Annotated in this window: 25 protein-coding genes; 16 read left to right on the plus strand and 9 right to left on the minus strand. The window is 66.8% G+C overall.

Annotation, left to right across the window (positions count from 1 at the left end; all coding sequences use genetic code 11):
• Window positions 1-132: 132 nt before the first annotated feature.
• From ACTJKH_RS12645 to ACTJKH_RS12685, 9 genes are all read left to right on the plus strand, one after another.
• Window positions 133-729, plus strand: coding sequence for a DivIVA domain-containing protein (locus ACTJKH_RS12645; RefSeq protein WP_440737223.1), 597 nt, complete (start codon window positions 133-135; stop codon window positions 727-729).
• Window positions 730-738: 9 nt separating this feature from the next.
• Window positions 739-1380 (plus strand): signal peptidase II, encoded by a 642-nt coding sequence (lspA, locus tag ACTJKH_RS12650; protein ID WP_259162870.1) that lies wholly within the window; start codon window positions 739-741, stop codon window positions 1378-1380.
• Window positions 1381-1382: 2 nt separating this feature from the next.
• Window positions 1383-2303 carry an RluA family pseudouridine synthase gene (locus ACTJKH_RS12655; RefSeq protein ID WP_210098316.1) on the plus strand — a complete coding sequence of 307 codons (921 nt, stop codon included), beginning with the start codon at window positions 1383-1385 and terminating at the stop codon, window positions 2301-2303.
• Window positions 2304-2346: 43 nt separating this feature from the next.
• Window positions 2347-2919 (plus strand): N-acetyltransferase family protein, encoded by a 573-nt coding sequence (locus ACTJKH_RS12660; RefSeq protein ID WP_440737224.1) that lies wholly within the window; start codon window positions 2347-2349, stop codon window positions 2917-2919.
• A gap of 54 nt (window positions 2920-2973) precedes the next feature.
• Window positions 2974-6492, plus strand: coding sequence for a DNA polymerase III subunit alpha (gene dnaE, locus ACTJKH_RS12665; protein ID WP_440737225.1), 3519 nt, complete (start codon window positions 2974-2976; stop codon window positions 6490-6492).
• Window positions 6493-6606: 114 nt separating this feature from the next.
• The gene (locus ACTJKH_RS12670; protein ID WP_440737226.1) at window positions 6607-7935 is read left to right on the plus strand and encodes a hypothetical protein; all 1329 of its coding nucleotides are present in this window, start codon (window positions 6607-6609) and stop codon (window positions 7933-7935) included.
• Complete coding sequence (hisD, locus tag ACTJKH_RS12675; RefSeq protein WP_440737296.1) at window positions 7935-9242, plus strand: histidinol dehydrogenase; 1308 nt, start codon at window positions 7935-7937, stop codon at window positions 9240-9242. Before ACTJKH_RS12670 ends, hisD begins: the two co-directional genes overlap by 1 nt.
• Before the next feature lie 10 nt (window positions 9243-9252).
• Complete coding sequence (gene nrdR / locus ACTJKH_RS12680; protein ID WP_053096729.1) at window positions 9253-9723, plus strand: transcriptional regulator NrdR; 471 nt, start codon at window positions 9253-9255, stop codon at window positions 9721-9723.
• A gap of 10 nt (window positions 9724-9733) precedes the next feature.
• The gene (locus ACTJKH_RS12685; RefSeq protein WP_259162866.1) at window positions 9734-10756 is read left to right on the plus strand and encodes a quinone-dependent dihydroorotate dehydrogenase; all 1023 of its coding nucleotides are present in this window, start codon (window positions 9734-9736) and stop codon (window positions 10754-10756) included.
• A 73-nt stretch (window positions 10757-10829) separates the two neighbouring features.
• Here the strand turns inward: ACTJKH_RS12685 and ACTJKH_RS12690 are convergent, their stop codons facing one another.
• The gene (locus ACTJKH_RS12690) at window positions 10830-11417 is read right to left on the minus strand and encodes a DUF3043 domain-containing protein (protein ID WP_210098312.1); all 588 of its coding nucleotides are present in this window, start codon (window positions 11415-11417) and stop codon (window positions 10830-10832) included.
• A 47-nt stretch (window positions 11418-11464) separates the two neighbouring features.
• Between ACTJKH_RS12690 and ACTJKH_RS12695 the strand changes: the two genes are divergently transcribed.
• The 5 genes from ACTJKH_RS12695 to ACTJKH_RS12715 all read left to right on the plus strand — a co-directional run bounded on the left by ACTJKH_RS12695 (window position 11465) and on the right by ACTJKH_RS12715 (window position 16497).
• Complete coding sequence (locus ACTJKH_RS12695) at window positions 11465-12886, plus strand: dipeptidase (protein ID WP_440737227.1); 1422 nt, start codon at window positions 11465-11467, stop codon at window positions 12884-12886.
• A 71-nt stretch (window positions 12887-12957) separates the two neighbouring features.
• Window positions 12958-13323 carry an iron-sulfur cluster insertion protein ErpA gene (gene erpA / locus ACTJKH_RS12700; protein ID WP_210098310.1) on the plus strand — a complete coding sequence of 122 codons (366 nt, stop codon included), beginning with the start codon at window positions 12958-12960 and terminating at the stop codon, window positions 13321-13323.
• A gap of 96 nt (window positions 13324-13419) precedes the next feature.
• Window positions 13420-14322, plus strand: a complete 903-nt coding sequence (gene ctaC / locus ACTJKH_RS12705; RefSeq protein WP_440737228.1) for an aa3-type cytochrome oxidase subunit II — start codon at window positions 13420-13422, stop codon at window positions 14320-14322.
• A gap of 3 nt (window positions 14323-14325) precedes the next feature.
• Window positions 14326-16059: an aa3-type cytochrome oxidase subunit I gene (gene ctaD, locus ACTJKH_RS12710; RefSeq protein ID WP_210098308.1), complete on the plus strand. Its 1734-nt coding sequence runs from the start codon at window positions 14326-14328 to the stop codon at window positions 16057-16059.
• Window positions 16060-16062: 3 nt separating this feature from the next.
• A complete protein-coding gene (locus ACTJKH_RS12715; protein WP_210098307.1) occupies window positions 16063-16497 on the plus strand; it encodes a cytochrome c oxidase subunit 4 in 435 nt (144 codons plus the stop codon).
• 79 nt (window positions 16498-16576) lie between these two features.
• On the opposite strand, the gene ACTJKH_RS12720 is transcribed toward ACTJKH_RS12715, so the two are convergent.
• The 7 genes from ACTJKH_RS12720 to ctaE all read right to left on the minus strand — a co-directional run bounded on the left by ACTJKH_RS12720 (window position 16577) and on the right by ctaE (window position 22493).
• Window positions 16577-16996: a rhodanese-like domain-containing protein gene (locus tag ACTJKH_RS12720; protein ID WP_440737229.1), complete on the minus strand. Its 420-nt coding sequence runs from the start codon at window positions 16994-16996 to the stop codon at window positions 16577-16579.
• Between the two features lie 81 nt (window positions 16997-17077).
• A complete protein-coding gene (locus tag ACTJKH_RS12725; protein WP_440737230.1) occupies window positions 17078-17584 on the minus strand; it encodes a GNAT family N-acetyltransferase in 507 nt (168 codons plus the stop codon).
• Entirely contained in the window at window positions 17581-17994 is a 414-nt protein-coding gene (locus tag ACTJKH_RS12730) for a RidA family protein (protein WP_440737231.1), read from the minus strand. Before ACTJKH_RS12730 ends, ACTJKH_RS12725 begins: the two co-directional genes overlap by 4 nt.
• A gap of 97 nt (window positions 17995-18091) precedes the next feature.
• Window positions 18092-19906, minus strand: coding sequence for a cytochrome bc1 complex cytochrome b subunit (gene qcrB, locus ACTJKH_RS12735; RefSeq protein WP_440737232.1), 1815 nt, complete (start codon window positions 19904-19906; stop codon window positions 18092-18094).
• Window positions 19903-20979: a cytochrome bc1 complex Rieske iron-sulfur subunit gene (gene qcrA / locus ACTJKH_RS12740; protein ID WP_440737233.1), complete on the minus strand. Its 1077-nt coding sequence runs from the start codon at window positions 20977-20979 to the stop codon at window positions 19903-19905. The genes qcrB and qcrA overlap by 4 nt, the downstream gene beginning before the upstream one ends.
• A gap of 36 nt (window positions 20980-21015) precedes the next feature.
• Window positions 21016-21819 (minus strand): cytochrome bc1 complex diheme cytochrome c subunit, encoded by an 804-nt coding sequence (qcrC, locus tag ACTJKH_RS12745; protein ID WP_210098301.1) that lies wholly within the window; start codon window positions 21817-21819, stop codon window positions 21016-21018.
• 20 nt (window positions 21820-21839) lie between these two features.
• Window positions 21840-22493, minus strand: coding sequence for an aa3-type cytochrome oxidase subunit III (ctaE, locus tag ACTJKH_RS12750; RefSeq protein ID WP_210098300.1), 654 nt, complete (start codon window positions 22491-22493; stop codon window positions 21840-21842).
• A 192-nt stretch (window positions 22494-22685) separates the two neighbouring features.
• Between ctaE and trpD the strand changes: the two genes are divergently transcribed.
• Both trpD and ACTJKH_RS12760 read left to right on the plus strand, forming a co-directional pair.
• Entirely contained in the window at window positions 22686-23759 is a 1074-nt protein-coding gene (trpD, locus tag ACTJKH_RS12755) for an anthranilate phosphoribosyltransferase (RefSeq protein WP_440737234.1), read from the plus strand.
• Window positions 23759-24745, plus strand: coding sequence for a PHP domain-containing protein (locus ACTJKH_RS12760; RefSeq protein ID WP_440737235.1), 987 nt, complete (start codon window positions 23759-23761; stop codon window positions 24743-24745). The genes trpD and ACTJKH_RS12760 overlap by 1 nt, the downstream gene beginning before the upstream one ends.
• Before the next feature lies 1 nt (window position 24746).
• Here ACTJKH_RS12760 and ACTJKH_RS12765 read toward each other — a convergent pair whose 3' ends face one another.
• A complete protein-coding gene (locus tag ACTJKH_RS12765) occupies window positions 24747-25682 on the minus strand; it encodes a 5'-3' exonuclease (RefSeq protein WP_440737236.1) in 936 nt (311 codons plus the stop codon).
• Between the last annotated feature and the right edge of the window lie 148 nt (window positions 25683-25830).

The raw sequence follows: 25830 nt of genomic DNA on the forward strand, positions 1-25830 counted from the left end.
TGGAGTGTCGCGGCGTCGCGGGTGACAGGCTCGGGGACTATGCTTGGCTCCCAGGTGCGCGCCCCGGGTTCGCGCCAGATCACGACCACGCCATTCTCCAAACTGGCAACCGAACTCATCGAAGGAGCCACCATGGCACTTACCCCGGATGACGTCGTCACCAAGCAGTTCCAGCACGTCCGCTTCAAGGACGGCTTCGACCCGGACGAGGTCGACGACTTCCTCGACGAGATCGTCATCGAGTGGCGCAAGGCCCTCGAAGAGAACGTCGAACTCAAGGCCAAGCTCGCAGCGTTCGAGTCCGGCGATGCGCCGGTCGCTGCCGCGGCTCCCGCCGCCGAGGCGCCCGCTCCGGTCGTCGAGGAGGCTCCTGCCCCCGTCGAGCCCGCGCCGTCGGGTTCTGCGACCGCCACCGCAGGCATCATCGAGCTCGCGCAGCGTCTGCACGACGAGCACGTTGCCGAGGGTGAGGCCAAGCGCGCTCAGCTCATCGCCGACGCCGAGGGCGAGGTCAACCGCATCCGCACCGAGGCCGAGGCCAAGCAGCGCGAGGAGTCGGCACGACTCGAGCGCGAGCGCAACACCCTCGAGGCTCGCATCACCGAACTCCGCAACTTCGAGCGCGACTACCGCTCGCAGCTGCGCGGTTACATCGAGGGTCAGCTCCGCGACCTCGACGAGAAGTCGGCGTCGACGGACTCGACCCCGGTCTCCGCGATCGGACTGTAGGTCGTCCCTTTGCCAGGACGCCCTGCCCTTCGTCGGTCGGCGGCCGGCGCGATCGTTGCGATTCTCGCAGCGCTCGTGCTGGCCGCCGATCAGTTTGTGAAGTACCTCACCACCGAGAACCTGCCTCTGCAGGAGCCCGTCCCGGTGCTGGGTGAGTTCCTTCAGCTGTACTACGTCCGCAATCCCGGCGCCGCATTCTCGCTGGGGTCCGATGTCACGTGGATCTTCACGATCGCGCTTGCGGTCGTCGCCGGAGTGATCGTCTGGAAGGCCCTCGGACTCCGCTCACGGCTGTGGGCCGTCGTGCTCGGGTGCCTGCTGGGCGGAGTGCTCGGAAACCTCACGGATCGTCTCTTCCGCGACCCCGGCTTCCCCATGGGTCACGTCGTCGACATGATCTCGATGCCCTGGATGATGCCGGCGATCTTCAACGTGGCAGACATCTTCATCGTCACCGGGATGATCTCGGTGGCGCTGCTCGTCGTGTTCGGGCTGCGATTCGACGGCACGCGCGAGCGCGATCATGCTCCCGTGGAGACCGATGAGGAGGCCGAGGCCGCGGCCGTGGCCGAAGACGCGGAGTCGGAATCGGCTTCGGGCAGGGGAGAGGCATCCCCGGATGCCTCTGCCGCAGCGTCCGAGGGGCGCTGAGCGTGGAATTCCGTTCCCTGCCCGTCCCGGACGGGCTGGAGGGCACTCGCGTCGACGCGGCTCTCGCCAAGATGCTCGGCTTCTCGCGGACGTTCGCGGCTGATGTCGCGGCCGCCGGAGGGGTGCGTCTCGACGGAGTGACCCTCGACAAGTCCGATCGCCTGAGAGGCGGTGGATGGCTCGAGGTGGAGTGGCAGCCGAAAGAGGAGCCGCGGATCATTCCGATCGCCGTTCCCGAGCTCGGGATCGTCTACGACGACGACGACATCGTCGTCGTCGACAAGCCGACCGGGGTCGCAGCCCACCCGTCGCTCGGCTGGGAGGGCCCCACGGTCGTGGGTGCACTCGCAGCGGCCGGTTTCCGTGTGGCGACCAGCGGCGCGCCGGAGCGACAGGGGGTCGTGCATCGTCTCGATGTGGGCACGAGCGGGCTCATGGTCGTCGCCAAGAGCGAGTCGGCGTACACGGCGCTCAAGCATGCGTTCAAGGAGCGCACGGTCGAGAAGATCTACCACGCGGTCGTCCAGGGGCACCCGGACCCGTTGACGGGCACCATCGACGCGCCGATCGGTCGGCATCCGAACCATTCGTGGAAGTTCGCAGTCGTCCCCGACGGCAAGCCATCGGTCACCCACTACGAGACGCTCGAGGCGTTCCCCGGAGCCTCGCTGCTCGAGATCCATCTCGAGACCGGTCGCACGCACCAGATCCGCGTGCACATGGCGGCGCTCCGTCATCCGTGCGCCGGGGACCCGCTCTACGGCGCGGACCCCACGCTGTCGGCGAAGCTCGGTCTCACCCGCCAGTGGCTGCATGCGCACAAGCTCGCGTTCTCGCACCCGGCGACGGGGGAGTGGGTGCAGTTCGAGTCTGCCTACCCGGCCGACTTCGAGCATGCTCTGGAGATCCTGCGCGGGGAGTGAAGCGGCAGGACCCGATGTCCGCGGTGTGAGTCAGACTGAACCCATGAGCATCGAGGTGCGACCTGCGACCGAGTTCGACGACGTGGCCGCGCTCGTCGGCCCGAAGAAGCCGACGTCGAACGTCTGCTTCTGCCTGAGCTACCGGATCGGCAGCAAGGAGAACAACGAGCTGCGCGGGCCCCAGCGGGCCGACCGAGTGCGCGAGCTCTGCCACCAGGATCCTCCGCCGGGCGTGATCGCCTATCTCGACGACGAACCCGTGGGATGGGCGGCGGTGCATCCGAGGAGCGCGACGAGTTTCGAGCGCAACCGGCTGATCCCGCACATCGACGACCTCGACGTCTGGTCGCTGTGGTGCATCCGCATCCGGCCGGGCTTCCGGAAGCAGGGGATCTCGCACGCGCTGATCGACGGCGCCGTCGCGCACGCGAAGAAGCGCGGGGCGCCCGCGATCGAGGGGTACCCGGTCGACAATCGCGGCGAGAAGGTGAACCTCACGATGGCGTACGTCGGCACCAGGCGTCTGTTCGAGAAGGCAGGATTCGAGAAGGCTGCCGAGACGGGGTCCACTCTCGACGGGTTTCCCCGCGTGCTGATGCGCCTCGATCTGCGATGACTCGGGTGACCGACCCGACCTTCGATGTCGGATGCCGAAAGTAGAATCGAACTCATGGCATCCGACTCCTTCGTCCACCTGCACGTGCACAGCGAGTACTCGATGCTCGACGGGGCGGCGAAGATCGCGGCGATGACTCAGGCCGCCGCCGACTACGACATGCCGGCGATCGCGGTGACCGATCACGGCAACACGTTCGCGGCTTTCGAGTTCTACAAGGCGGCGAACGCCGCGGGGGTCAAGCCGATCATCGGGCTCGAGGCGTACGTCACCCCCGGTACCCATCGCAGCGACAAGTCGCGAGTGCAGTGGGGTTCTCCCGATCAGAAGAGCGACGACGTGTCGGGCTCAGGCGCGTACACCCACATGACGATGTGGAGCGAGAGCACGCAGGGGATGCACAACCTGTTCCGGCTCAGCTCTCTGTCGAGCATGGAGGGCTACTACTTCAAGCCCCGCATGGACCGCGAGCTCCTGCAGACCTACGGCAAGGGGCTCATCGCCACCACCGGGTGCCCGTCCGGCGAGATCCAGACGCGTCTGCGTCTCGGTCAGTACGACGCGGCACGCGCGGCGGCCGCGGAGTTCCAGGACCTGTTCGGCAAGGAGAACTACTTCGCCGAGATCATGGACCACGGCCTCTCCATCGAGCGTCGGGTCATGACCGATCTGATCCGCCTCGCCAAAGACCTGAACATCCCCCTAGTCGGCACCAACGACTCGCACTACACGCACCAGCACGAGGCCGATGCTCACGAGGCCCTGCTGTGCGTGCAGTCCGGCTCGACCCTCGATGACCCGAACCGCTTCAAGTTCGACGGCGACGGGTACTACATCAAGACGGCCGCCGAGATGCGGCAGCTGTTCCGCGACCACCCCGAGGCGTGCGACAACACGCTGCTCATCGCCGAGCGATGCGAGGTCGAGTTCAACACCGCGGCGAACTACATGCCGCGCTTCCCCGTGCCCGACGGTGAGACCGAGGACAGCTGGCTCATCAAGGAGGTGGAGGCGGGTCTGCACTACCGCTACCCCAGCGGCATCCCCGACAAGGTGCGCAAGCAGGCCGAGTACGAGACCGGGATCATCCTGCAGATGGGGTTCCCCGGCTACTTCCTCGTCGTCGCCGACTTCATCAACTGGGCCAAGGACAACGGCATCCGCGTCGGTCCCGGTCGTGGGTCCGGTGCCGGGTCGATGGTCGCCTACGCCATGAAGATCACCGACCTCGACCCCCTCGAGCACGGCCTCATCTTCGAGCGGTTCCTCAACCCCGATCGCGTCTCGATGCCCGACTTCGACGTCGACTTCGATGACCGTCGCCGTGGCGAGGTCATCGAGTACGTGACCAGGAAGTACGGGTCCGAGCGCGTCGCACAGATCGTCACCTACGGCACGATCAAGTCGAAGCAGGCGCTGAAGGATGCAGGGCGAGTGCTCGGGTTCCCGTTCAGCATGGGCGAGCGACTCACCAAGGCGATGCCGCCGCCCGTCATGGGCAAGGACATGCCGCTCGACGGCATGTTCGACTCCGCCCACCCCCGCTTCAAGGAGGCGAGCGAGTTCCGTGCGCTGATCGAGACCGACCCCGAGGCGAAGACGGTCTTCGACCGCGCTCTCGGTCTCGAAGGCCTCAAGCGCCAGTGGGGCGTTCACGCCGCCGGCGTGATCATGTCGTCCGAGCCGCTGATCGACATCATCCCGATCATGCGCCGCGAGCAGGACGGGCAGATCGTCACGCAGTTCGACTACCCGTCGTGCGAGTCTCTCGGTCTGATCAAGATGGACTTCCTGGGGCTGCGAAACCTCACGATCATCTCCGACGCGCTCGACAACATCCGCACGAACCGGGGAGAGGAGCTCGATCTCGAGCATCTCGAGCTCGACGACCGCGGCGCGTACGAGCTGCTCGGGCGGGGTGAGTCGCTCGGGGTGTTCCAGCTCGACGGCGGCCCGATGCGAGCACTCATGCGTCTCATGCGCCCGGACAACTTCGGCGACATCTCGGCGCTCATCGCGCTGTACCGCCCCGGCCCGATGGGTGCGAACTCTCACACGAACTACGCGCTGCGCAAGAACGGGCAGCAGCCGATCACGCCGATCCACCCGGAGTTCACCGAGTCGCTCGCCGACATCCTCGACGAGTCGTACGGCCTGATCATCTATCAGGAGCAGGTCATGGCCATCGCCCAGCGCGTGGCCGGATTCTCGCTCGGCCAGGCCGACATCCTCCGCCGAGCGATGGGCAAGAAGAAGAAGTCCGAGCTCGACAAGCAGTTCGAGGGCTTCCAAGCGGGCATGCACGCGAACGGCTACTCCGACGGCGCCGTCAACGCGATCTGGGAGATCCTGCTCCCGTTCTCGGACTACGCGTTCAACAAAGCGCACTCTGCCGCGTACGGCGTCGTGTCGTACTGGACCGCGTACCTCAAAGCTCACTATCCGGCCGAGTACATGGCCGCCCTGCTCACCAGCGTCGGCGACTCCAAAGACAAGATGGCCCTGTACCTGAACGAGTGCCGCCGCATGGGCATCAAGGTGCTGCCGCCTGACGTCTCCGAGTCGATCAAGTACTTCGCGGCCGTCGGCGATGACATCCGCTTCGGACTCGGTGCCGTCCGCAACGTCGGCAGCAACGTGGTCGAAGGAATCATCGCGGCGCGCGAGGACGAGCGATTCACCTCCTTCCATCACTTCCTCGACAAGGTGCCGCTGCACGTGTCGAACAAGCGCACGGTCGAGTCGCTCATCAAGGCCGGCGCGTTCGACTCGATGGGGGACTCCCGTCGAGCGCTGCTGGAAGTGCATGAGGACGCTGTCGAGGCAGCGGTCGATCGCAAGCGGAACGAGGCCCAGGGCGCGATCGGCTTCGACTTCGACAGCCTGTACGACGACATGGAGGAGGCGGCGCCTGCGAAGGTACCGGCGCGACCCGAGTGGACCAAGAAGGACAAGCTCGCATTCGAGCGCGAGATGCTCGGGCTCTACGTCTCGGACCACCCTCTCGCCGGCCTCGAGGTGCCGCTGGCGAAGCATGCATCGATCTCGATCCACAACCTCATCAACTCCGATGACATGCAGGACGGCGACCAGGTCACGGTCGCCGGTCTCGTGACGAGTGTTCAGCATCGTGTCGCGAAGGCCAGCGGAAACCCGTACGGCATGATCACGGTCGAGGACTTCAACGGTGAGGTGACGGTCATGTTCATGGGCAAGACCTACACCGAGTTCCAGCACATCCTGCAGCAGGACTCGATCCTGGCCGTGCGCGGTCGAGTGTCGAAGCGAGACGACGGACTCAATCTCCATGCGCAGTCGGCGTTCGCCCCCGATGTCGGCTCCTTCGATGCCGCGGGCCCGCTCGCACTCGTGCTCGCCGAGCAGAGAGCGACCGAGAAGGTCATGAACGAGCTCGCCGAGGTGTTGCGTCGTCACAACGGAGACACCGAGGTGGTGCTGCGGGTGCACCGAGGCGGTACGGCGAAGGTGTTCGACGTGCCGATGCCCGTGAAGGTCTCCGCCGATCTCTTCGGCGATCTCAAGTCGCTCCTCGGTCCGAGCTGCCTCGGCTGACGATCGTCGTACACGAGTCGCCCGATGACGTCCTCTCGGACGCACCGGGTAGGATCATGACCCGTTCGGGTGCAGTGCGTCAGAAGCTCTGCACCGTGGCGAAAGGACCCCCCCATGAGCACGGAATCCCCCTTCCTGAACAGCGACGCCTCGTCTGCGGATGACACGTCCCCGGACTCGGAGTCCTCTGTCGACGAGGTCTTCTCCGATGACGACGGCGTCCTGTACGACGACGAGGTGACGCCGGAGTTCGGCATCCTCGGGTTCACCCTGCGAGAGCTCCTCATCGTGGGTGTCTGGCTCGTCGCTTTCGTCGCCTCGTTCTTCCCGTATGTCGGCGACACCTCGATCTGGGGCACCGGCATCCAGTGGGTGCTGCCGATCGGTGTGCCGACCGTCGCGGTCTTCCTGGTGGTGCTTCGTCGTTTCTCCCCGGAGGGGATCCGCCGGGTGGGTTCCCTAGGCATCGACCAGTTCGCTTCCGTCGCCTTCTCCGTCGCTGCCGTGTTCTGGCTCGGAGCTCTCTGGAGCGCCGTCGTGTTCGCGATCGACTTCGGCACGTTCGGTCTGTACTGGAACGGGATCGTCCAGCTCATCGCATCGCTCGCACTCGTCGTTCTCACGGTCTTCGCCCCCCTGATCCCGGGGCTCAAGGAGGACTTCCACGGGCGACTCGTCACCCTCGCGCATCGCAACGCGAACCCCGTTCGTCCGGTCATCGCCCGTCCGCGCCCGGAGCCGGCCACGGATGCCGTCGTGACTCCCGCCGCCGGCTCGGACGCTGTCGCCGAGCCCACGCAGGACAAGCCTGCACAGGACGAGTCGCAGCAGACGGGGCAGCCGGAGCAGACGCCGCAGCAGGCGCCGGCCCCGTACGTCGAATCGACGCCGCACTCGACGACGCAGGCGTACCCCGCTGAGGGTCTCGATGTGGAGCTGTCAGGACAGCACGCCACCGACGAGGTGGCTCGCCTCGATCTGGCCGAGCAGGTGCCGCTCGTCGCGCACGCGTCCGGTGGCGGCACGGGCACCGAGCAGCCGCCGGCATCCGACGAGGACTACGCTCCGACGTACTCGCGCAGCACCTGGGGCCAGGAGCCCGAGATCGTCTCCGACACGGGCAGCATCGAGTCGCTCCTCGGTGCGACCGCGCAGGATGTCTCCGCTCCCGAGACCAGGGCGTTCGCCGCCGTCGACGCCGACGCGGATGACGATTCCCACGAGACGGCCGCGCACGACGCGGGTCTGTCGGCCGGGCAGCCGTTCTGGATCCTCGCGCCGACCGAGCGCGACGTGCACGACGAGCGCGGCGAGGCGATCTTCCAGGTCGGGCCCAGCGCCTGGGCTCTCGTCATCGAAGATCGTGGCGGCGCGTATGTCGTCCGACACGATGACGGTCGAATCGGCTACCTGCACGACATCGCAGACATCACGAAAGGCTGATCTTGCGCACGATCGATCTGCGGGGGCGCGAGCTCTCGCCCGCTGACATGCTCGCGGCAGTGCCGCGGGCCACTCAGGCACGCGCCGAGGCGCTCGACACCGCAGCGCGAATCGTCGAGGACGTCCGTGACCGCGGCGAAGCGGCGCTGCGTGAGCAGGCCGAGCGCTTCGACCACGTCTCCGGACATGACCTCCGAGTGCCGGCCGCGCACATCTCCGATGCCCTCGAGGTGCTGCACCCCGACGTGCGGGTCGCTCTGGAAGAAGCGATCCGTCGAGTGCGCATCGCTTCGGCCGCGCAGGTGCCGGAACCGAGCGTCACCGAGATCGGCCCGGGGGCGACGATCAGGCAGCGTTGGCAGCCTGTGCACCGCGCGGGTGTCTACATCCCCGGGGGCAAGGCCGTCTATCCGTCGAGCGTCATCATGAATGTCGTCCCGGCACAGGTCGCGGGAGTCGAGCAGATCGCGCTCGCATCCCCTCCGCAGCAGGACCAGGGCGGACGCGTTCACCCGACGATCCTCGCTGCGGCCGGTCTCCTCGGCATCACCGAGGTGTACGCGATGGGCGGCGCAGGGGCCATCGGGGCCTTCGCGCACGGCGTCGCCGACATCGGCCTGGATCCCGTGGATGTGCTGTCGGGGCCGGGGAACAACTACGTCGCCTCGGCGAAGAGAGCCGTGGCCGGAGTCGTCGGCACGGACTCGGAGGCGGGCGCCACCGAGATCCTCGTCGTCGCGGACTCGACGGCGGACGCACGTCTGATCGCCGCCGACCTCGTCAGCCAGGCGGAGCACGACGAGCAGGCGTCCGCCGTCCTCGTCACCGATTCCGAGGATCTCGCGGACCGCGTGGCAGCCGAGGTCGCACGGCAGGCGTCGTCCACCCGTCACGCCGTTCGCGTCGAGGCCGCTCTGGGCGGCCCGCAGTCCGCGATCGTCCTCGTCGATGACCGCGCGATGGCGACCGCGTTCAGCAACGCGTACGCACCCGAGCACCTGGAGCTGCACCTCGAGGATGCGGCGTCGGCCGCGGAGTCCTTCACCAGCGCGGGCGCCGTGTTCGTGGGCGATCACACGCCTGTGAGCCTCGGGGACTACATGGCGGGAAGCAATCACGTTCTGCCCACCGGGGGACAGGCGCGCTATGCGCCCGGCCTCGGTGCGTACACCTTCCTGCGCCCCCAGCAGGTGATCTCGTATGATCGCGCCGCCCTCGCCGAAGTCCGTGCAGGAGTCGTCGCACTCGCCGACACCGAGGTGCTTCCCGCGCACGGTGAGGCGATCGAGGCTCGATTCACGGCGTAGGATCGGTCAGATGCACTGCCCCTTCTGCCGTCATTCGGACTCTCGGGTCATCGATTCCCGCACCAGCGACGACGGCCTGTCGATCCGCAGGCGACGACAGTGTCCCGAGTGCGGTGGTCGGTTCACGACGACCGAGACCGCGAGCCTCAACGTCATAAAGCGGTCAGGCGTGATGGAGCCGTTCAGTCGAGAGAAGGTCATCTCAGGCGTGCGCAAGGCCTGCCAGGGTCGTCCCGTCACCGAAGCAGATCTCGCCGTCCTCGCCCAGCGCGTCGAGGAGGCGGTGCGGCAGACAGGCGTCTCGCAGCTCGACACGAACGAGATCGGGCTCGCGATCCTCGGCCCGCTCCGCGATCTCGACGAGGTCGCCTACCTGCGGTTCGCCAGTGTGTATCAGGCCTTCGATTCCCTCGAGGACTTCGAGAGCGCGATCACCGATCTCCGCGCCGACCACGTGAAGCCGGAGCCCGCCGACCGGTAATCTGGCAGGGATGTATCCGCTGCTCTTTCGCGCTGTCCTGTCGCGCTTCGACCCCGAGTTCGCCCATCATGCCGGGATGGCGGTGATCCGCGTCCTCGGAGCGCCCCCGTTCTCCTGGGCGACACGCGCGCTCACGAAGCCTGATCCGTCGCTGCGCGTGGAAGCGCTCGGCGTGACCTTCTCCTCGCCGTTCGGCATCGCCGCGGGGTTCGACAAGAACGCCGTCGGCGTGCGCGGGCTTGCCGCCCTCGGTTTCGGACACGTCGAGGTCGGAACCGTCACGGCGGTCCCGCAGGAGGGCAACCCCAAGCCGCGGCTCTTCCGTCTGATCGCCGACCGCGCGGTCATCAACCGCATGGGCTTCAACAACGAAGGTGCGGATGCTGCGGCGAAGCGACTCGCGAAGCTGCGTCGAGGGGCCCCTGACACGGTGATCGGGGTGAACATCGGCAAGAGCCGCGTCGTCGACGTCGAGAACGCGACGGCCGACTACGTGGCGTCGGCAACCAGACTCGCACCGCTCGCCGACTACCTGGCGGTGAACGTCTCCTCGCCGAACACGCCCGGGCTCCGCGGCCTCCAGGCCGTGGAGACGCTGGCGCCGCTGCTGCGGGCCGTGCGGGCCGCATCCGGGACGACACCGCTGCTCGTCAAGATCGCCCCCGATCTCCCGGACGAGGAGATCACCGCCATCGCCGAGCTCGCGGTGGCCGAGGGGCTCGCGGGGATCATCGCGCACAACACGACGATCAGCCGAGAGGGCCTCACCACGGACGCTGCGACAGTCGAGGCTGCGGGAGCAGGCGGACTGTCCGGTGCCCCGCTCAAGGAGCGCTCGATGCAGGTGCTCCGTCTCGTGCGCACCGCAGTGCCCGCGGACTTCTGCGTGATCGCGGTCGGAGGAGTGGAGACGCCCGCCGACGTGCAGGAAAGACTCGCGGCCGGGGCGACCCTGGTGCAGGGCTACACGGCCTTCCTCTATCGCGGCCCGTTCTGGGGTCGTGAGATCAACCGGGGTCTTGTCGGCCGCTGACCTCGACCGCATACGAAGAAGAGGCGTCTCGAGCTCATCGGAGCGGGAGACGCCTCTTGCGTGAGTCGAGTCGTCAGGCGGGGTAGTCGCCGCGCTTGACCTGAGCCTTGGGCAGGCGCATGAAGCGCATCTGCAGGGAACGCATCGCGGCGTACCAGCCGAGGCCGCGCTCCATGCGCTCCTGGCCGAACTTCGCCGCGACCTTGCGCTTCACGCGGAAGCCGAGGAGCACCATGCCGCCGATCGCGAGGATGAGGTACGCCATCATGACCAGGTACGCCCAGCCGGCGATCGCGAATCCGCCGATCGCGAGGTTGGCGGGGAGCAGCGAGATGAGGATCACGAGCACCATGACACCCATCACGAACTCTGCCGGGTGCCAGCCCGCATCCACGTAGTCGCGCACCCAGCGGCGCTGCGGACCCTTGTCACGGGCCGGGAGGTACTTCTCCTCACCGGCAGCCAGACCGGCCTGCGCGCGGTTGCGGCGCTCGTTGAGCTCGGCGCGCGCGGCGGCCTTCGCCTCCTTGGTGTTCGCGACCAGAGGGCGTCGGCGCGCGGCCTCCTGTTCAGCCCGGGTCGGCGTCGCGCGTCCCTTGCCCGAGGCCGGAGTCTCGGAGGGGTCGTCGTTCGTCGGAGGGGAGACAGGGGAAGTGGCCACGAGGTTCCTCGGTTCGATGAAAAGCGGATCACCTTAAGATTACTCGCATGACATCTCCTGCCCAGCCCGGTGACCAGAATCCGTCCAGCGATCGCGAACCCGCAGTCCTCGAGGCGGCGTCGACAGGTTTCCCCGCGGCCCTGAGCGACCTCGGCCGGCTCGTCCGCATCCCCGGCATGGCCTGGCCGGCTTTCGACCAGACGCAGCTCGAGCGCAGCGCCGAAGCCGTCGCCGCTCTCGCCACCGACACCGGCGTGTTCGACGAGGTCCGCATCCTGCGCGCGGCGATCCCCGGCACCGACGAGCACGGTCAGCCTGCCGTGCTCGCGACGCGCGCGGCCCGCAACGGAAAGCCCACCATCCTGCTCTACGCACACCACGACGTGCAGCCCCCCGGAGACGACGCACTGTGGGAGACGCCGCCGTTCGAACCGACCGTGCGCGATGGTCGCCTGTACGGACGCGGTGCAGCCGACGACAAGGCCGGCATCATGGCCCACATCGCCTCGATCCGAGCGGTCGCCGAGGTCATCGGCGATGATCTCGAACTGGGGATCGCGATGTTCATCGAGGGTGAGGAGGAGTACGGCTCCCGTTCGTTCGCGCAGTTCCTCTCGGACAACAAGGACGCCCTGCGAGCGGACGCGATCGTGGTGGCCGACTCGGGCAACTGGGACTCGGTCACGCCCGGGCTGACGGTGTCGCTCCGCGGCAACGCACGTTTCACCGTGCGTGTGCGCACCCTCGACCACGCGTCGCACTCGGGCATGTTCGGGGGAGCGGTGCCCGACGCGATGATGGCGACGGTCACGATGCTCTCCACCCTCTGGAACGAGGACGGCTCGGTCGCGGTCGCGGGGATGACGGAGCGGGATGCCTCCACTCCCGAGTACAGCGAGGACACCCTCCGCGATGAGGCGGGTCTTCTCCCCGGCACCTCTCCGATCGGCGACGGCACCATCCTCAGCCGGATCTGGAACAAGCCGTCGGTCACGGTCATCGGCATCGATGCGACGAGCGTCGAGGCGGCATCCAACACGCTCCTCCCCGAGGTCACGGTCGTCGTGAGCGCTCGTGTCGCCCCCGGGCAGTCCGGCGAAGAGGCGTATGCCGCCCTCGAGGCCCACCTGCGCGCTCACGCCCCGTTCGGTGCGGAGCTCACCTTCTCCGACGTCGACCTGGGCAACGGCTTCCTCGTCGACACCAGCGGGTGGGCTGTCGCGCTCACGCGTGACGCGATGCGCGACGGCTACGGGGTCGCTCCGGTCGACCTCGGCGTCGGCGGCTCGATCCCGTTCATCGCCGACCTCGTGCGGGAGTTCCCGTCCGCGCAGATCCTGGTCACCGGCGTCGAGGACCCGCACTCGAGGGCGCACAGCCCCAACGAATCGCTGCACCTCGACACGTTCCGCCATGCGGTGGCCACCGAGGCGCTTCTGCTCTCGCGGATGAACGACATCCGCATCTGAGCCCTTTCCTCCTGCCGGAGGGTAAAATCGAGTCACCAGCCGTGCGAGCGCGGCCCGTCACAAGGAGCGACATGAGCGACACCACACTCACTGCAGCAGAGACCACCCAGGCGCACGGCGTGAAGCTGACCGACGCCGCGGCGACCAAGGTGAAGAACCTCCTCGAGCAGGAGGGCCGCGACGACCTTCGTCTGCGCGTCGCCGTCCAGCCTGGCGGATGCTCCGGCCTGATCTACCAGCTGTACTTCGACGAGCGATTCCTCGAGGACGACGTGACCGTCGACTTCGACGGCGTCGAGGTCATCATCGACAACATGAGCGTCCCGTACCTCGACGGCGCATCGATCGACTTCAAGGACACGATCTCGGAGCAGGGCTTCACGATCGACAACCCCAATGCCGCGGGCAGCTGCGCCTGCGGAGACAGCTTCCACTGATCCGGACCCCCTCGCCAACCTGCGTGGTTGGCATGAATCAGGTGTGAGGTTGCCCTAGACTTGGGTGTGCCCTGTCCGCAATCTGAAAGGTGCATCGTGCCCTCGAAACGCCGCCTTCGTTGGGCCGCTCTTCCTCTGGGAGTAGTGGCAGCCGTGGCCCTGGCGGGATGTACTGCCACTGAGCTGAACGGTTACCTCCCGGGCTTCGTGGAGGGTGAGCCCGCGGCCACCAACCAGACCGAGCGCGTCTCGTCGCTCTGGGTCAACTCGTGGATCGTCCTGCTCGCCGTCGGCGTGATCACCTGGGGCCTGATGGCCTGGGCCGCGATCGCCTACCGTCGCCGCAAGGGGCAGACCGGCCTGCCGGTGCAGATGCGCTACAACATGCCGATCGAGATCTTCTACACGATCGTGCCGCTCATCCTCGTCCTGGGAATGTTCTTCTTCACCGCACGCGACCAGAGCGCGATCGAGGCGAAGTGGGATGAACCCGACGTCGAGATCACGGCGATCGCCAAGCAGTGGGCGTGGGACTTCCAGTACGACGGCGAGAAGGAGGACAACTCCGACGCCGTCTGGACCATGGGTATCCAGGCTCAGCCCGATGCTGAGGGCAACATCGATCAGGAGCAGCTGCCGACCCTGGTGCTGCCGGTCGACCAGAAGGTCACGATCAACCTGCAGTCCCGTGACGTCATCCACTCGTTCTGGATCATCGACTTCCTGTACAAGAAGGACATGTACATCGGGAAGGACAACTCCTGGTCCTTCATCCCGACGCGTGTCGGCGAGTACGCCGGCAAGTGCGCCGAGCTCTGTGGCGAGTACCACTCGATGATGCTCTTCAACGTCAAGGTCGTCGAGCAGGACGAGTACGACGCCTACCTCCAATCGCTCGAGGAGGAAGGCAACACGGGAGACATCACGGACGCCTACGACCGTCTGTCGAACTACCCGGGCACCACCGCACCGACCGACTCCGAGGAAGGAGAGGAGTAAGCCATGTCGACAACTGAAGCCCCCCGCACCGACGAGGCCCCCCGCTCCCGTCCCACTGCTCTTCCCGCTCGCCAGGCTGCTCTCATGAGCTCCTCGCGGGTCGAGCAGAAGGGCAACATCGTCGTCAAGTGGATCACCTCCACCGACCACAAGACGATCGGGTACATGTACCTCATCGCCTCGGTGCTGTTCTTCCTGCTCGGTGGCGTGATGGCCCTCGTCATCCGCGCAGAGCTGTTCGCGCCCGGGATGCAGATCATCCCGACGAAGGAGCAGTACAACCAGCTCTTCACGATGCACGGCACGATCATGCTGCTGATGTTCGCGACTCCGCTCTTCGCCGGATTCGCGAACGCCATCCTGCCGCTGCAGATCGGCGCCCCTGACGTCGCCTTCCCGCGTCTCAACGCGTTCGCCTTCTGGCTCTTCCTGTTCGGCTCGACCATCGCGGTCGCCGGATTCCTCACCCCGCAGGGTGCGGCCTCGTTCGGCTGGTTCGCCTACCAGCCGCTCGCCAGTGCCTCGTTCACGCCCGGTGCGGGTGGAAACCTGTGGATGGTCGGACTCGGAATCTCCGGTTTCGGAACGATCCTCGGCGCCGTGAACTTCATCACGACCATCATCACGATGCGTGCGCCCGGTATGACCATGTGGCGCATGCCGATCTTCTCGTGGAACACGCTCATCACGAGCCTCCTCGTCCTGATGGCGTTCCCGGTGCTCGCCGCTGCGATCTTCGCCGCCGCCGCCGACCGCATCCTCGGTGCGCACATCTACGACCCGGCCAATGGCGGTGTCCTGCTCTGGCAGCACCTCTTCTGGTTCTTCGGTCACCCTGAGGTGTACATCATCGCGCTGCCGTTCTTCGGCATCGTCTCGGAGATCTTCCCGGTCTTCAGCCGCAAGCCGATCTTCGGTTACAAGACGCTCGTCTACGCGACGATCGCCATCGCCGCGCTCTCGGTCGCGGTGTGGGCTCACCACATGTACGTCACCGGCTCCGTGCTGCTGCCGTTCTTCGCACTGATGACGATGCTCATCGCGGTGCCGACCGGTGTGAAGATCTTCAACTGGATCGGAACGCTCTGGCGAGGGTCCGTCACGTTCGAGACGCCCATGGTGTTCGCGCTCGGCTTCCTCGTGTCGTTCGTCTTCGGTGGTCTCACCGGCGTGATCCTCGCAGCCCCGCCGCTGGACTTCGCCCTCTCCGATTCGTACTTCGTCGTCGCGCACTTCCACTACGTGGTCTTCGGCACCGTGGTCTTCGCGATGTTCGCCGGCTTCTACTTCTGGTGGCCGAAGTGGACCGGTCGCATGCTCAACGAGCGTCTCGGCTACGTGCACTTCTGGATGCTGTTCATCGGCTTCCACATGACCTTCCTCATCCAGCACTGGCTGGGCGTCGACGGCATGGTGCGTCGCTATGCGGACTACTCCGCGGCTGACGGCTGGACCTGGCAGAACCAGGTCTCCACGATCGGTGCGATCATCCTCGGTGCGTCGATGCTGCCGTTCTTCCTGAACGTCTGGATCACCGCGCGCAAGGCACCCAAGGTCACGGTCAACGACCCGTGGGGTTACGGCGCCTCGCTCGAGTGGGCGACCTCGTGCCCGCCGCCGCGGCACAACTTCACGTCGATCCCGCGCATCCGCAGCGAGCGTCCCGCATTCGACCTGAACCACCCGGAGGCAGCGGAGTTCACGCCTGCCGTTCCCGGCGAGCGAGAGGGTCACTGAGCCATGCGCGACAACGTCATTCTGTGGTGGGTCCTGACCGCCTTCTTCGCGCTGGTGGGCGTCGTCTACACCGGCTGGCACATCCTCGCGACACCGGCGGACAACTTCGCCGCGCGGATCGAGTGGGTCGGAACTGTGGCGCTCTTCTTCGCCGCTTTCATGGGTGCGATGGTGGCCTTCTACCTCGACCGCACTCACAAGGCGCAGAACGGTGAGCTCCCGGAAGACATCCTGACCAGCGACATCGACGACGGTGACCCCGAGCTCGGTGAGTTCAGCCCGTGGTCCTGGTGGCCGCTGGTGCTGGCAGCCTCCGCCGGCGTCTTCGTCGTCGGACTCGCCGTCGGTCACTTCCTGCTTCCGATCGGTATCGCGATCTTCGTCGTGGCGATCGTCGGCTGGGTCTACGAGTACTACCGCGGCAACTTCGCCCGCTGAGCATCACGAAGAAGGCCCCTGGGATTCGTCCCAGGGGCCTTCTTCGTGCGCGAGCTCGGGGCTGTGAACCAACCCCGCCCTATGCCCGCGTGCGTACGCGCGCGATGCCCGTGAGGGGATCGACAGGGCGGCGGTGCACGCCATCCGCGTCCTCGACGGGATAGCCCTCGCGCACCCAGTACTCGAAGCCCCCGATCATCTCCCGCACGTCGTATCCGAGCGTGGCGAACTCCAGCGCTCCCTTGGCTCCGGCGTTGCATCCGGGACTCCAGCAGTACACGACGACCGCCGAGTCGACGGGGATCTCTTCGGGTGCGCGGGTGGCGATCTCGCTGTAATGCATGTGGATGGCGCCTGAGACGCGTCCCTGGGCCCAAGCCTCGCCCGAGCGCACGTCGACGACCACCAGGGACTCTCCGGCCTTGAGAGCGGCGTGGACGTCGCTGGCGTCGGTCTCGTAGGCCAGCTTGGCGGAGTAGTACTCGGTGCGATCGATCATGTCGTCAGCCTACGGATCCGCCGGCGGACATGCCCTCGTCATCCGGACGCGGATCCACCGGATTCCGCCAGAGTGGATCCCTCAGAGCTCGACGGTCATCTGCACGCGACGACCGTAGCGGTCGAGCGAGAGCGATGCCTCCGTGTCGACGAGGCCGCGCTGGAAGGGAGTCTCCGGAATGCTCTCCAGGAACCCGCACGACGAGTAGAACGGGGCATTCCAGGGGATCTCGGCATACGTCCGCAGCGTCATGCGCGTGTATCCCCGTTCGCGTGCCTCATCGAGCGCAGCACTGACGAGTCGGCGCCCGTAGCCCTGACGTCCGGACGACGGGAGGACGGAGAGCTGCTCGAGGTGGGCATGGCCGTCGGCGTCCAGAACGTGGACGAAACCGACGGGGGAGGTGTCGCTGGGGTCTTCGAGCACGAAGACGAAACCGGGAGCGCTCAATCTCCCGGCACCGTCGCCGGCAGGCGGCCATTCCGGTGCGCCGAGACTCTCGATCAGCAAGGCGTCCGCATGCGTCTCGATGGCGTGGAGGGCTTCCGCGTCCTCCGACACGGCCGGACGGATGACGACGTCGCTCATCGTGCCTCCTCCGAGATCGCGGCGACCGCTTCGATCTCGACCAACTGCTGATCGTATCCGAGCACTGTCACTCCGAGGAGGGTGCTCGGTACGTCGTGGGCTCCGAAGGCCGCGTGTACGACGTCCCAGGCCGCCACCAGGTCCTTCTGCGCCGACGAAGCCACCAGCACGCGTGTGCTGATGACATCGGTGAGCGTCGCGCCGCTGGCGTGCAGCGCCGTCTGCAACGTCTCGACGCAGCGGGCTGCCTGCGCGGCATAGTCACCGGGAGCGGTGGTGCTGCCATCGTCTTCGAGGGGACACGCACCGGCGAGGAAGATGAGTCGGGATCCGACTGGAGCTGTGGCCGCGTACGCGTAGGGTGCAGCGGCGAGGTCGGCGGAACGGATGAGGTGGACTGCGGAGCTCATGCCACGATCCTTCCATGACGACATGAGAGGCTCCCGGATGCACGACGAAGGCCCTGTCCGAAACGGACAGGGCCTTCGTCGTGGGGGAGCGGTGAACTTACTCTCCGTCCTCAGACTTCTTCTTGCGAGGCTTCTTCACCGGCTCGGTCGCGATGACCGTGCTGGGGGTGTTCGGCGTCTCGTCGACGTGCGTCTCGCTCACGGTGAGAGGCGCGTCAGGGAAGCCGGCACGCTCGTGGGCGCCCTGGATCTCGGCGGCCTCGGTCTCATCGTTGTGAGCCTCGACGTGGTGCTGGTGAGCATCTGCAGCTTCGACATCGGCCTGCGTGAGCGGGGCGAGACGATCCTCGAAGAACCAGCGCGAGATCGACGAACGCAGGTTCTCGGTCCAGGAGATGCGACCCTTCGCGTTCGGGCGGACCACCAGCGGCTCGTACCCGTCGACGTCGATCAGCTTCCAGCGGTCGTACGTGTCGACCGGCTGGTGCACCTCGATGAACTCGCCGCCGGGGAGGCGGACGATGCGGCCCGACTCGAAACCGTGCAGGACGATCTCGCGGTCCTTCTTCTGCAGGGCGATGGCGATGCGCTTCGCCACGAAGTATCCGAGCACCGGGCCGACGAACAGCAGGGCCTGGAGCGTGTGGATGACACCCTCCATCGTGAGCATGAAGTGCGTCGCGATGAGGTCGGAGGATGCGGCAGCCCACAGCACCGCGTAGAAGATGACGCCGGCCACGCCGATGGCGGTGCGGGTCGCCGCGTTGCGCGGACGCTGAGCGATGTGGTGCTCGCGCTTGTCGCCCGTGATCCACGCCTCGATGAAGGGGTAGATCGCGACGAGCACGATGAAGAGCCCGAGCACGATCACCGGCAGCAGGATTCCGAAGGACCAGGTGCGGTCGAGGAACACGACGTCGAGGTTCGACGGAGCCAGTCGCAGAGCGCCGTCGGCGAATCCGATGTACCAGTCGGGCTGAGTACCGGCGGAGACGGGGGACGGGTCGTACGGGCCGTAGTTCCAGATCGGGTTGATCTGGAAGAACGTCGCGATCAGCACGATCGTGCCGAAGACGATGAACAGGTAGCCGCCCATCTTCGACATGTAGACCGGCATCATCGGGTAGCCCACGACGTTGTCGTTCGTGCGGCCGGGGCCGGCGAACTGCGTGTGCTTGTTGACGATCATGAGCATCAGGTGCACCACGATCAGGCCGATGACCAGCAGCGGCAGCAGCAGGATGTGCAGCGTGTAGAGGCGGCCGACGATGTCGGTGCCGGGGAACTCGCCGCCGAAGAGGAGGAACGAGATCCAGGTGCCGACGAGCGGGAAGCCCTTGATCATGCCGTCGATGATGCGCAGGCCGTTGCCCGAGAGCAGGTCGTCAGGCAGCGAGTAGCCGGTGAAGCCCTCGGCCATGGCGAGGATGAAGAGCACGAAGCCGATCACCCAGTTGAGCTCGCGGGGCTTGCGGAACGCGCCCGTGAAGAAGACGCGCAGCATGTGCACGCCGATGCCGGCGACGAAGACGAGCGCGGCCCAGTGGTGGATCTGGCGGACCAGGAGACCACCGCGGAGGTCGAACGAGATGTGCAGCGACGACTCGAGGGCGGCCGACATCTCGATACCGCGCATCGGGGCGTACGCACCGGTGTAGTGCGTCTCGACCATGGATGCCTGGAAGAAGAACGTCAGGAAGGTTCCCGAGAGGAACACGACCACGAAGCTCCACAGCGCGATCTCGCCCAGCATGAACGACCAGTGGTCGGGGAAGATCTTGCGTCCGAGTTCCTTGACGAAACCGGAGATGCTGGTGCGCTCATCGATGTAGTTCGACGCGGCGCCGACGAATCGGCCGCCGAGAGGCGCCTTGTTGTCCTTGTCCTCTTTGGACAGCGTTGCGGTGCTCAATGGCGCTCCCAGAAGCTCGGGCCGACGGGCTCGGTGAAGTCACTGCGTGCGACGAGGTAGCCCTCGTCGTCGACGGTGATGGGCAGCTGCGGCAGCGGACGTGCGGCGGGCCCGAAGATGACCTTGGCGTGATCCGTGACGTCGAACTGCGACTGGTGGCAGGGGCAGAGGAGGTGGTGGGTCTGCTGCTCGTACAGCGCCACAGGGCAGCCGACGTGGGTGCAGACCTTCGAGTACGCGACGATGCCGTCGTACGACCAGTCCTTGCGGTCCTCGGCCTCGATCAGCTGCTCGGGGCGAAGGCGCATCATCAGGACGATGGCCTTGGCCTTCTCCTCGAGGTAGCCGTCGTGGTGGCTGAGGTCGGCGAGGTCTTCCGGGATCACGTGGAACGCGGAGCCGAGGGTCACGTCCGCCGCGCGGATGGGCGTTCCGTCGGGGTCGCGGACAAGTCGCTGACCCTTCTCCCACATGGTGTGCTTCAGCAGCGCCACCGGGTCGCCCGCAGTGGGGTCGTCGGGCGTGCTGTGCGGGGCCAGCCCGCGGAAGAGCGTCACGCCGGGGATGATCGATGCCACGATCGCTGCGAACAGCGAGTTGCGGATCATCGTGCGGCGACCGAAGCCGGACTCCTCGTTCGCGGTCGCGAACGCCTCGACGACGGCTTCCCGGGTCGAGTCCTTGCCACGGGTGGGGTGGCGGTGCTCGATGTGCTCCTTGTCGCTCATCAGCGCCTTGGACCAGTGGATCGCGCCGATGCCGATCGACAGCAGTGCCAGGGCGATGCCCAGACCGATGAAGAGGTTGTTCTGGCGGATGTCGATGAGCGCACCGCTCTCGATGGGGAACAGCATATAGGCGGCGACCGCCCAGATGCTTCCTGCCAGCGAGAGGTAGAACAGGGTGTAGACCGTGCGCTCCGCAGCCTTCTCGGCGCGCGGGTCCTTGTCGGTCATCCGCTCGCGATGCGGCGGCAAACCGGGGTTCTGCACGGGATCGCTGACTGCGACACCCAGCCCCGGAGAGGGCTGGTAGGCCCTGTCAAGAGCCTGCGAGTCGTCGTCGTGTGCCATGGTGCTCCTCGTACGTTCCTCTTCGATGATTAAGCGTCAGTTGGACTTCGCCGTGATCCACACGGTGATGGCGACGAGTGCGCCGATTCCGAAGATCCAGACGAACAGTCCCTCGGAGACAGGGCCGAGCGAACCGAGCGAGAATCCGCCGATCTGCACGGACTGCTGCTGGAAGAGCAGAGCCGAGATGATGTCGCGCTTGTCCTCGTCCGACAGGTTCATGTCGCCGAAGACGGGCATGTTCTGGGGACCGGTGACCATGGCCGCGTACATGTGCAGTGCGCTGGTCTCGGTCAGTGCCGGGGCGTACTTGCCCTCGGTGAGTGCTCCACCTGCCGCAGCCACGTTGTGGCACATCGCGCAGTTGACGCGGAACAGCTCGGCTCCGTGGGCGACGTCACCCTCGCCGTCGAGGATGCGGTCCTCGGGGAAGGTCGGGCCGGGGGCCTCGGACTGCACGTACGACGAGATCGCCAGGATCTGGTCCTCGGTGAACTGCGGCGTCTTCTGCGGTGCCTGCGGGCCCTGCATCTGCAGCGGCATACGACCGGTCGACAGTTGGAACTCGGTCGCGAGCTCACCCACGCCGTAGAGGCTCGGGCCGTTCGCGGTTCCCTGCAGATCGAGACCATGGCAGGTGGCGCAGTTCGCCGTGAACAGCTTCTCGCCGTCCTCGACGGTGAGCGTGCTCGCCGCAGTGGTCTGGGTGTCCGTCGCAGCGAAGGCCGCCGACGTTCCGGCATACACCGCGCCGGTGATCATGAGGCCTGCTCCGATGAGGGCCGCAGCAGCCAGGGGACTGCGACGACCGTTGGAACGGCGCTTCTTCTCTCGTGCCATCTCGGGGATCAGCTCCGCTCTTATTTCAGGAAGTAGATAACGACGAACAGCACGATCCAGACGACGTCGACGAAGTGCCAGTAGTAGGACACCACGATCGAGGAGGTCGCCTCCTTGTGCCGGAAATTCTTGACGGCGTATGCGCGTCCGATGACGAGCAGGAACGCGATGAGGCCGCCGGTCACGTGCAGGGCGTGGAAGCCGGTGGTGATGTAGAACGCGGAGGCGTAGGAGTCAGCGCTGATCGGCATGCCTTCGGCGACGAGCTGTGCGTACTCCCAGACCTGACCCGATACGAAGATCGCTCCGAGTGCGAAGGTGAGGAAGAACCACTCGACCATGCCCCAGCCGAACAGACGACGACGACCTGCGCCGTTCTTCTGTCCCTTGGCGAGGCGGTACGGCTGCAGGTCCTCGGCCGCGAACACGCCCATCTGGCACGTGAAGGAGGAGAGCACCAGGATCGCCGTGTTGACGAACGCGAACGGGACGTTCAGCAGTTCGGTGCGGTCGGCCCAGAGCTCGGGGGAGGTGCTGCGGAGCGTGAAGTAGATCGCGAAGAGTCCCGCGAAGAACATCACCTCGCTGCCGAGCCACACAATGGTGCCGACAGCTACCGGGTTGGGGCGCTTGATCGTTCTTGCCGCCGGGGCATACGTCGCTGAGGTCGTCACCCTTCCATTATGGCCGATCCTCGGGCGTGATTCTCGCACCGGAGGGCTCCAATTCGCTGTCATGCGACTTAGGCGACCCTAAGAAAACACTGCGAATCCTCGGTGAATCCGCGGGAAACGGGGGATGCCGCGGGCGGTGGCGATCTCGACGAAGACTCTGCACGTTTTCCCGACGCCGATAGGATCGCACACATGGCTGATTCCCTGACCTGGTCCGACGTGCTCACCACTCTCCTGGAGCGCCGCGACCTCAGCGTCTGGGAGTCCACCTGGGCGATGCGTCAGATCATGCGGGGCGATGTGACGGAGGCGCAGCTCGCGGGCTTCCTCGTCGCGCTGCGGGCCAAGGGAGAGACGATCGACGAGATCGTCGGATTCCGCGACGCCATCCTCGAGGCCGCCGTACCGCTGCCGGTATCCCCGAACGTGCTCGACATCGTCGGCACGGGAGGCGACCGCATCGGAACCGTGAACGTGTCGACCACGGCGGCCGTGATCATCGGCGCCACCGGCGTCCCCGTCGTCAAGCACGGCAACAGGGCGGCGAGTTCGGCCTCCGGATCGTCCGACGTCCTGAGCGCGCTCGGCCTCGAGCTCACGCTCGATCCCGCGGCGGTGTCGTCGATCCTCGACCGCACCGGGATCACCTTCGCGTGGGCCGGCGCCTTCCACCCCGGCTTCAAGCACGCGGGTGCCGTTCGCGCGGAGCTCGGCGTCCCCACCGTCTTCAACATGCTCGGGCCGCTCTGCAACCCCGCTCGCGCCGAGGCCAACGCGGTGGGGGTGGCGCAGCTGGAACGCGTGCCCCTCATCACTGGCGTCTTCCGCACGCGCGGGGCGACCGCGCTCGTCTTCCGCGGCGATGACGGTCTGGACGAGCTCACGACGACCGGCCACAGTCGCATCTGGGAGGTCACCCGCGGTGACATCCACGAGCACGACCTCGATCCCCGTGACCTCGGAATCCCGATCGCCGACCTCGCCGATCTGATCGGCGGCACGCCCGATCACAATGCGGACGTGCTCCGCAGGACGCTCGCCGGCGAGAAGGGGGCGGTGCGAGACATCGTGCTCCTCAACGCAGCGGCCGGCATCGTCGCCTTCGAGCTGTCGCAGGACGCGACGCAGGTGCAGCGGCCGATCCTCGAGAGGCTGCGCGAGGGATACGAGCGCGCCGCCGCAGCGGTGGACGACGGTCGTGCGGCTGCGAAGCTCGACGAGTGGATCGGCGTCAGCCGAGAACTGGCCACAGCCCAGGCGAAGTGATGGATCCCGTCGCCGCTCTTCTCGAGATCGCCTCTCTGCTCGAGCGCGAGCGGGCGTCGCGATATCGCGCGAAGGCGTTCCGCCAGGCGGCTGCAGCACTCGAACAGCTGCCTGAGGATGTGCGCACCGATCCCACGCGCCTGCGCGCCGCGAAGGGGATCGGAGAATCGACCTTCGGTGTCATCCGTCAGGCGCAGGCGGGTGAGGTTCCGGACTACCTCGTCGAGCTCCGCGGCGACGTCGAGCCGGAGCGGGTGTCGGAACTGCGTTCGGCGCTGCGCGGCGATCTGCACGCGCACACGGACTGGTCGGACGGGACGACGTCGATCGCGGTCATGGCAGCGGCGGCGCGTGCGCTCGGTCACGAGTATCAGGCCATCACCGACCACTCGCCGCGACTCCGGGTGGCCCGAGGGCTCTCCGCCGAGAGGCTGCGCGATCAGATCCCTCAGGTGCGGGCGGAGTCGGGCGAGGGATTCACGCTGCTCGTGGGCATCGAGGTCGACATCCTCGAAGACGGAGCGCTCGATCAGGAGGACTCGCTGCTCGGTGAGCTCGACATCGTCGTGGCATCCGTCCATTCGAAACTGCGCATGGATGCGAGGCCGATGACGGCTCGGATGATCGCGGCCGTCTCCCATCCGCGGGTGAACGTGCTCGGCCATTGCACCGGACGGCTCGTGCAGGGGGAGCGGGGTACGCGTCCCGAGTCGCAGTTCGACGCCGCCGCGGTGTTCGCGGCGTGCGCCGAGAACGGCGTCGCGGTCGAGATCAACTCGCGCCCGGAGCGCCAGGATCCGCCCGACGAGCTGATCGCGATCGCGCTGGAGGCGGGCTGCCTCTTCTCCATCGACTCGGACGCCCACGCGCCGGGTCAGCTGTCACTTCTCGACCACGGCGCCGAGCGCGCCGAGCGTGCGGGCGTGCCCGCCTCCCGGATCATCACCACGTGGGGGCTCGAACGGCTCCTCGCCTGGGCGAGCTGACTCAGTCCTCGACCGTCGCGACGGCGGCGACCGCACGGGCCATCGACGATCCGAGGTTCCATTTCTCCGCGAGCGCTGTCGCCGCGTCGACCTCGGCCGGATCGAGCGGGCGGAGCGGTTCGGCCGGCGCGCTGATGTCGAGGTCCGTGGCCACGGCGACCACGGTGGGAGCGACGTCGAGATAGTCCGCTGCGGCGAGGACCTTCGCCCGTACGCCTGCGCTCATCCCCTCACCCGCCTCTGCGGCCGCCCGGATGCCGACGAGATCGCCGTGCGTCTGCAGAAGGGTCGCCGCGGTCTTCTCGCCGACCCCGGCGACGCCGGGCAGTCCGTCGGACGCATCACCGCGCATCGTGGCGAAGTCGGCGTACTGGCCGGGCAGCACGCCGTACTTGGCGACGACCACGGCATCCGTCACGATCTCGAGGTTGCTCATGCCCCTCGCGGTGTAGACGACGCGCACGTCCCTCTCGTCGTCGACGAGCTGGAAGAGGTCGCGATCGCCCGTGACGATGTCGACGGGCATGGTCGCGTGCGTCGCGAGGGTGCCGATGACGTCGTCGGCCTCGTGCTCGGCCACGCCGATGATCGGGATGCCGAGGAGGCCGAGCGTCTGGCGGATCAGCGGGATCTGCGCCTCGAGGGGGTCGGGCACCTCTTCGACGTCGGGCCCGGCCGCCACGACCTCGACCACACGATGCGCCTTGTAGCTCGGGATCAGGTCGACGCGCCACTGCGGGCGCCAGTCGTCGTCCCAGCAGGCGATCACGTGCGTCGGTTCGTAGAGGGTGATGAGCTTCGCGATGATGTCGAGCAGGCCGCGCGCCGCGTTGATGGGGGAGCCGTCCGGAGCCGTCACCTTGTCGGGAACGCCGTAGAAGGCCCGGAAGTAGAGGCTGGCGGTGTCGAGCAGAAGGAGCTTGTCGGCGCGTGGCATGCCCACAGTCTGTCAGCGTGGGGGCATCGCGCGATATTGCATCCTTCGAGCGGCCCCGAGATCTGATAACCTTGACTGTCACTCGTGGCGTGCCTATGCATGCCTGCGTGGCAGAAACCAAATCAATCGCTGCAGAGCTCGTGATCGG

Source organism: Microbacterium sp. 22215 (assembly GCF_052045655.1).
GTDB classification, from domain to species: Bacteria; Actinomycetota; Actinomycetes; order Actinomycetales; family Microbacteriaceae; genus Microbacterium; species Microbacterium phyllosphaerae.

Excerpts from the sequence above, each read along its gene's own strand:
- ACTJKH_RS12645 (WP_440737223.1), top strand. The coding sequence starts at position 133 with ATGGCACTTACCCCGGATGACGTCGTCACCAAGCAGTTCCAGCACGTC.
- ACTJKH_RS12685 (WP_259162866.1), top strand. The coding sequence starts at position 9,734 with ATGTATCCGCTGCTCTTTCGCGCTGTCCTGTCGCGCTTCGACCCCGAG.
- ACTJKH_RS12715 (WP_210098307.1), top strand. The coding sequence starts at position 16,063 with ATGCGCGACAACGTCATTCTGTGGTGGGTCCTGACCGCCTTCTTCGCG.
- nrdR (WP_053096729.1), top strand. The coding sequence starts at position 9,253 with ATGCACTGCCCCTTCTGCCGTCATTCGGACTCTCGGGTCATCGATTCC.
- erpA (WP_210098310.1), top strand. The coding sequence starts at position 12,958 with ATGAGCGACACCACACTCACTGCAGCAGAGACCACCCAGGCGCACGGC.
- ACTJKH_RS12730 (WP_440737231.1), bottom strand. The coding sequence starts at position 17,994 with ATGAGCTCCGCAGTCCACCTCATCCGTTCCGCCGACCTCGCCGCTGCA.
- ACTJKH_RS12765 (WP_440737236.1), bottom strand. The coding sequence starts at position 25,682 with ATGCCACGCGCCGACAAGCTCCTTCTGCTCGACACCGCCAGCCTCTAC.
- trpD (WP_440737234.1), top strand. The coding sequence starts at position 22,686 with ATGGCTGATTCCCTGACCTGGTCCGACGTGCTCACCACTCTCCTGGAG.
- ACTJKH_RS12720 (WP_440737229.1), bottom strand. The coding sequence starts at position 16,996 with ATGATCGATCGCACCGAGTACTACTCCGCCAAGCTGGCCTACGAGACC.
- ctaD (WP_210098308.1), top strand. The coding sequence starts at position 14,326 with ATGTCGACAACTGAAGCCCCCCGCACCGACGAGGCCCCCCGCTCCCGT.
- ACTJKH_RS12695 (WP_440737227.1), top strand. The coding sequence starts at position 11,465 with ATGACATCTCCTGCCCAGCCCGGTGACCAGAATCCGTCCAGCGATCGC.
- qcrA (WP_440737233.1), bottom strand. The coding sequence starts at position 20,979 with ATGGCACACGACGACGACTCGCAGGCTCTTGACAGGGCCTACCAGCCC.
- ACTJKH_RS12660 (WP_440737224.1), top strand. The coding sequence starts at position 2,347 with ATGAGCATCGAGGTGCGACCTGCGACCGAGTTCGACGACGTGGCCGCG.
- qcrC (WP_210098301.1), bottom strand. The coding sequence starts at position 21,819 with ATGGCACGAGAGAAGAAGCGCCGTTCCAACGGTCGTCGCAGTCCCCTG.
- ACTJKH_RS12670 (WP_440737226.1), top strand. The coding sequence starts at position 6,607 with ATGAGCACGGAATCCCCCTTCCTGAACAGCGACGCCTCGTCTGCGGAT.
- ACTJKH_RS12725 (WP_440737230.1), bottom strand. The coding sequence starts at position 17,584 with ATGAGCGACGTCGTCATCCGTCCGGCCGTGTCGGAGGACGCGGAAGCC.
- ACTJKH_RS12760 (WP_440737235.1), top strand. The coding sequence starts at position 23,759 with ATGGATCCCGTCGCCGCTCTTCTCGAGATCGCCTCTCTGCTCGAGCGC.
- dnaE (WP_440737225.1), top strand. The coding sequence starts at position 2,974 with ATGGCATCCGACTCCTTCGTCCACCTGCACGTGCACAGCGAGTACTCG.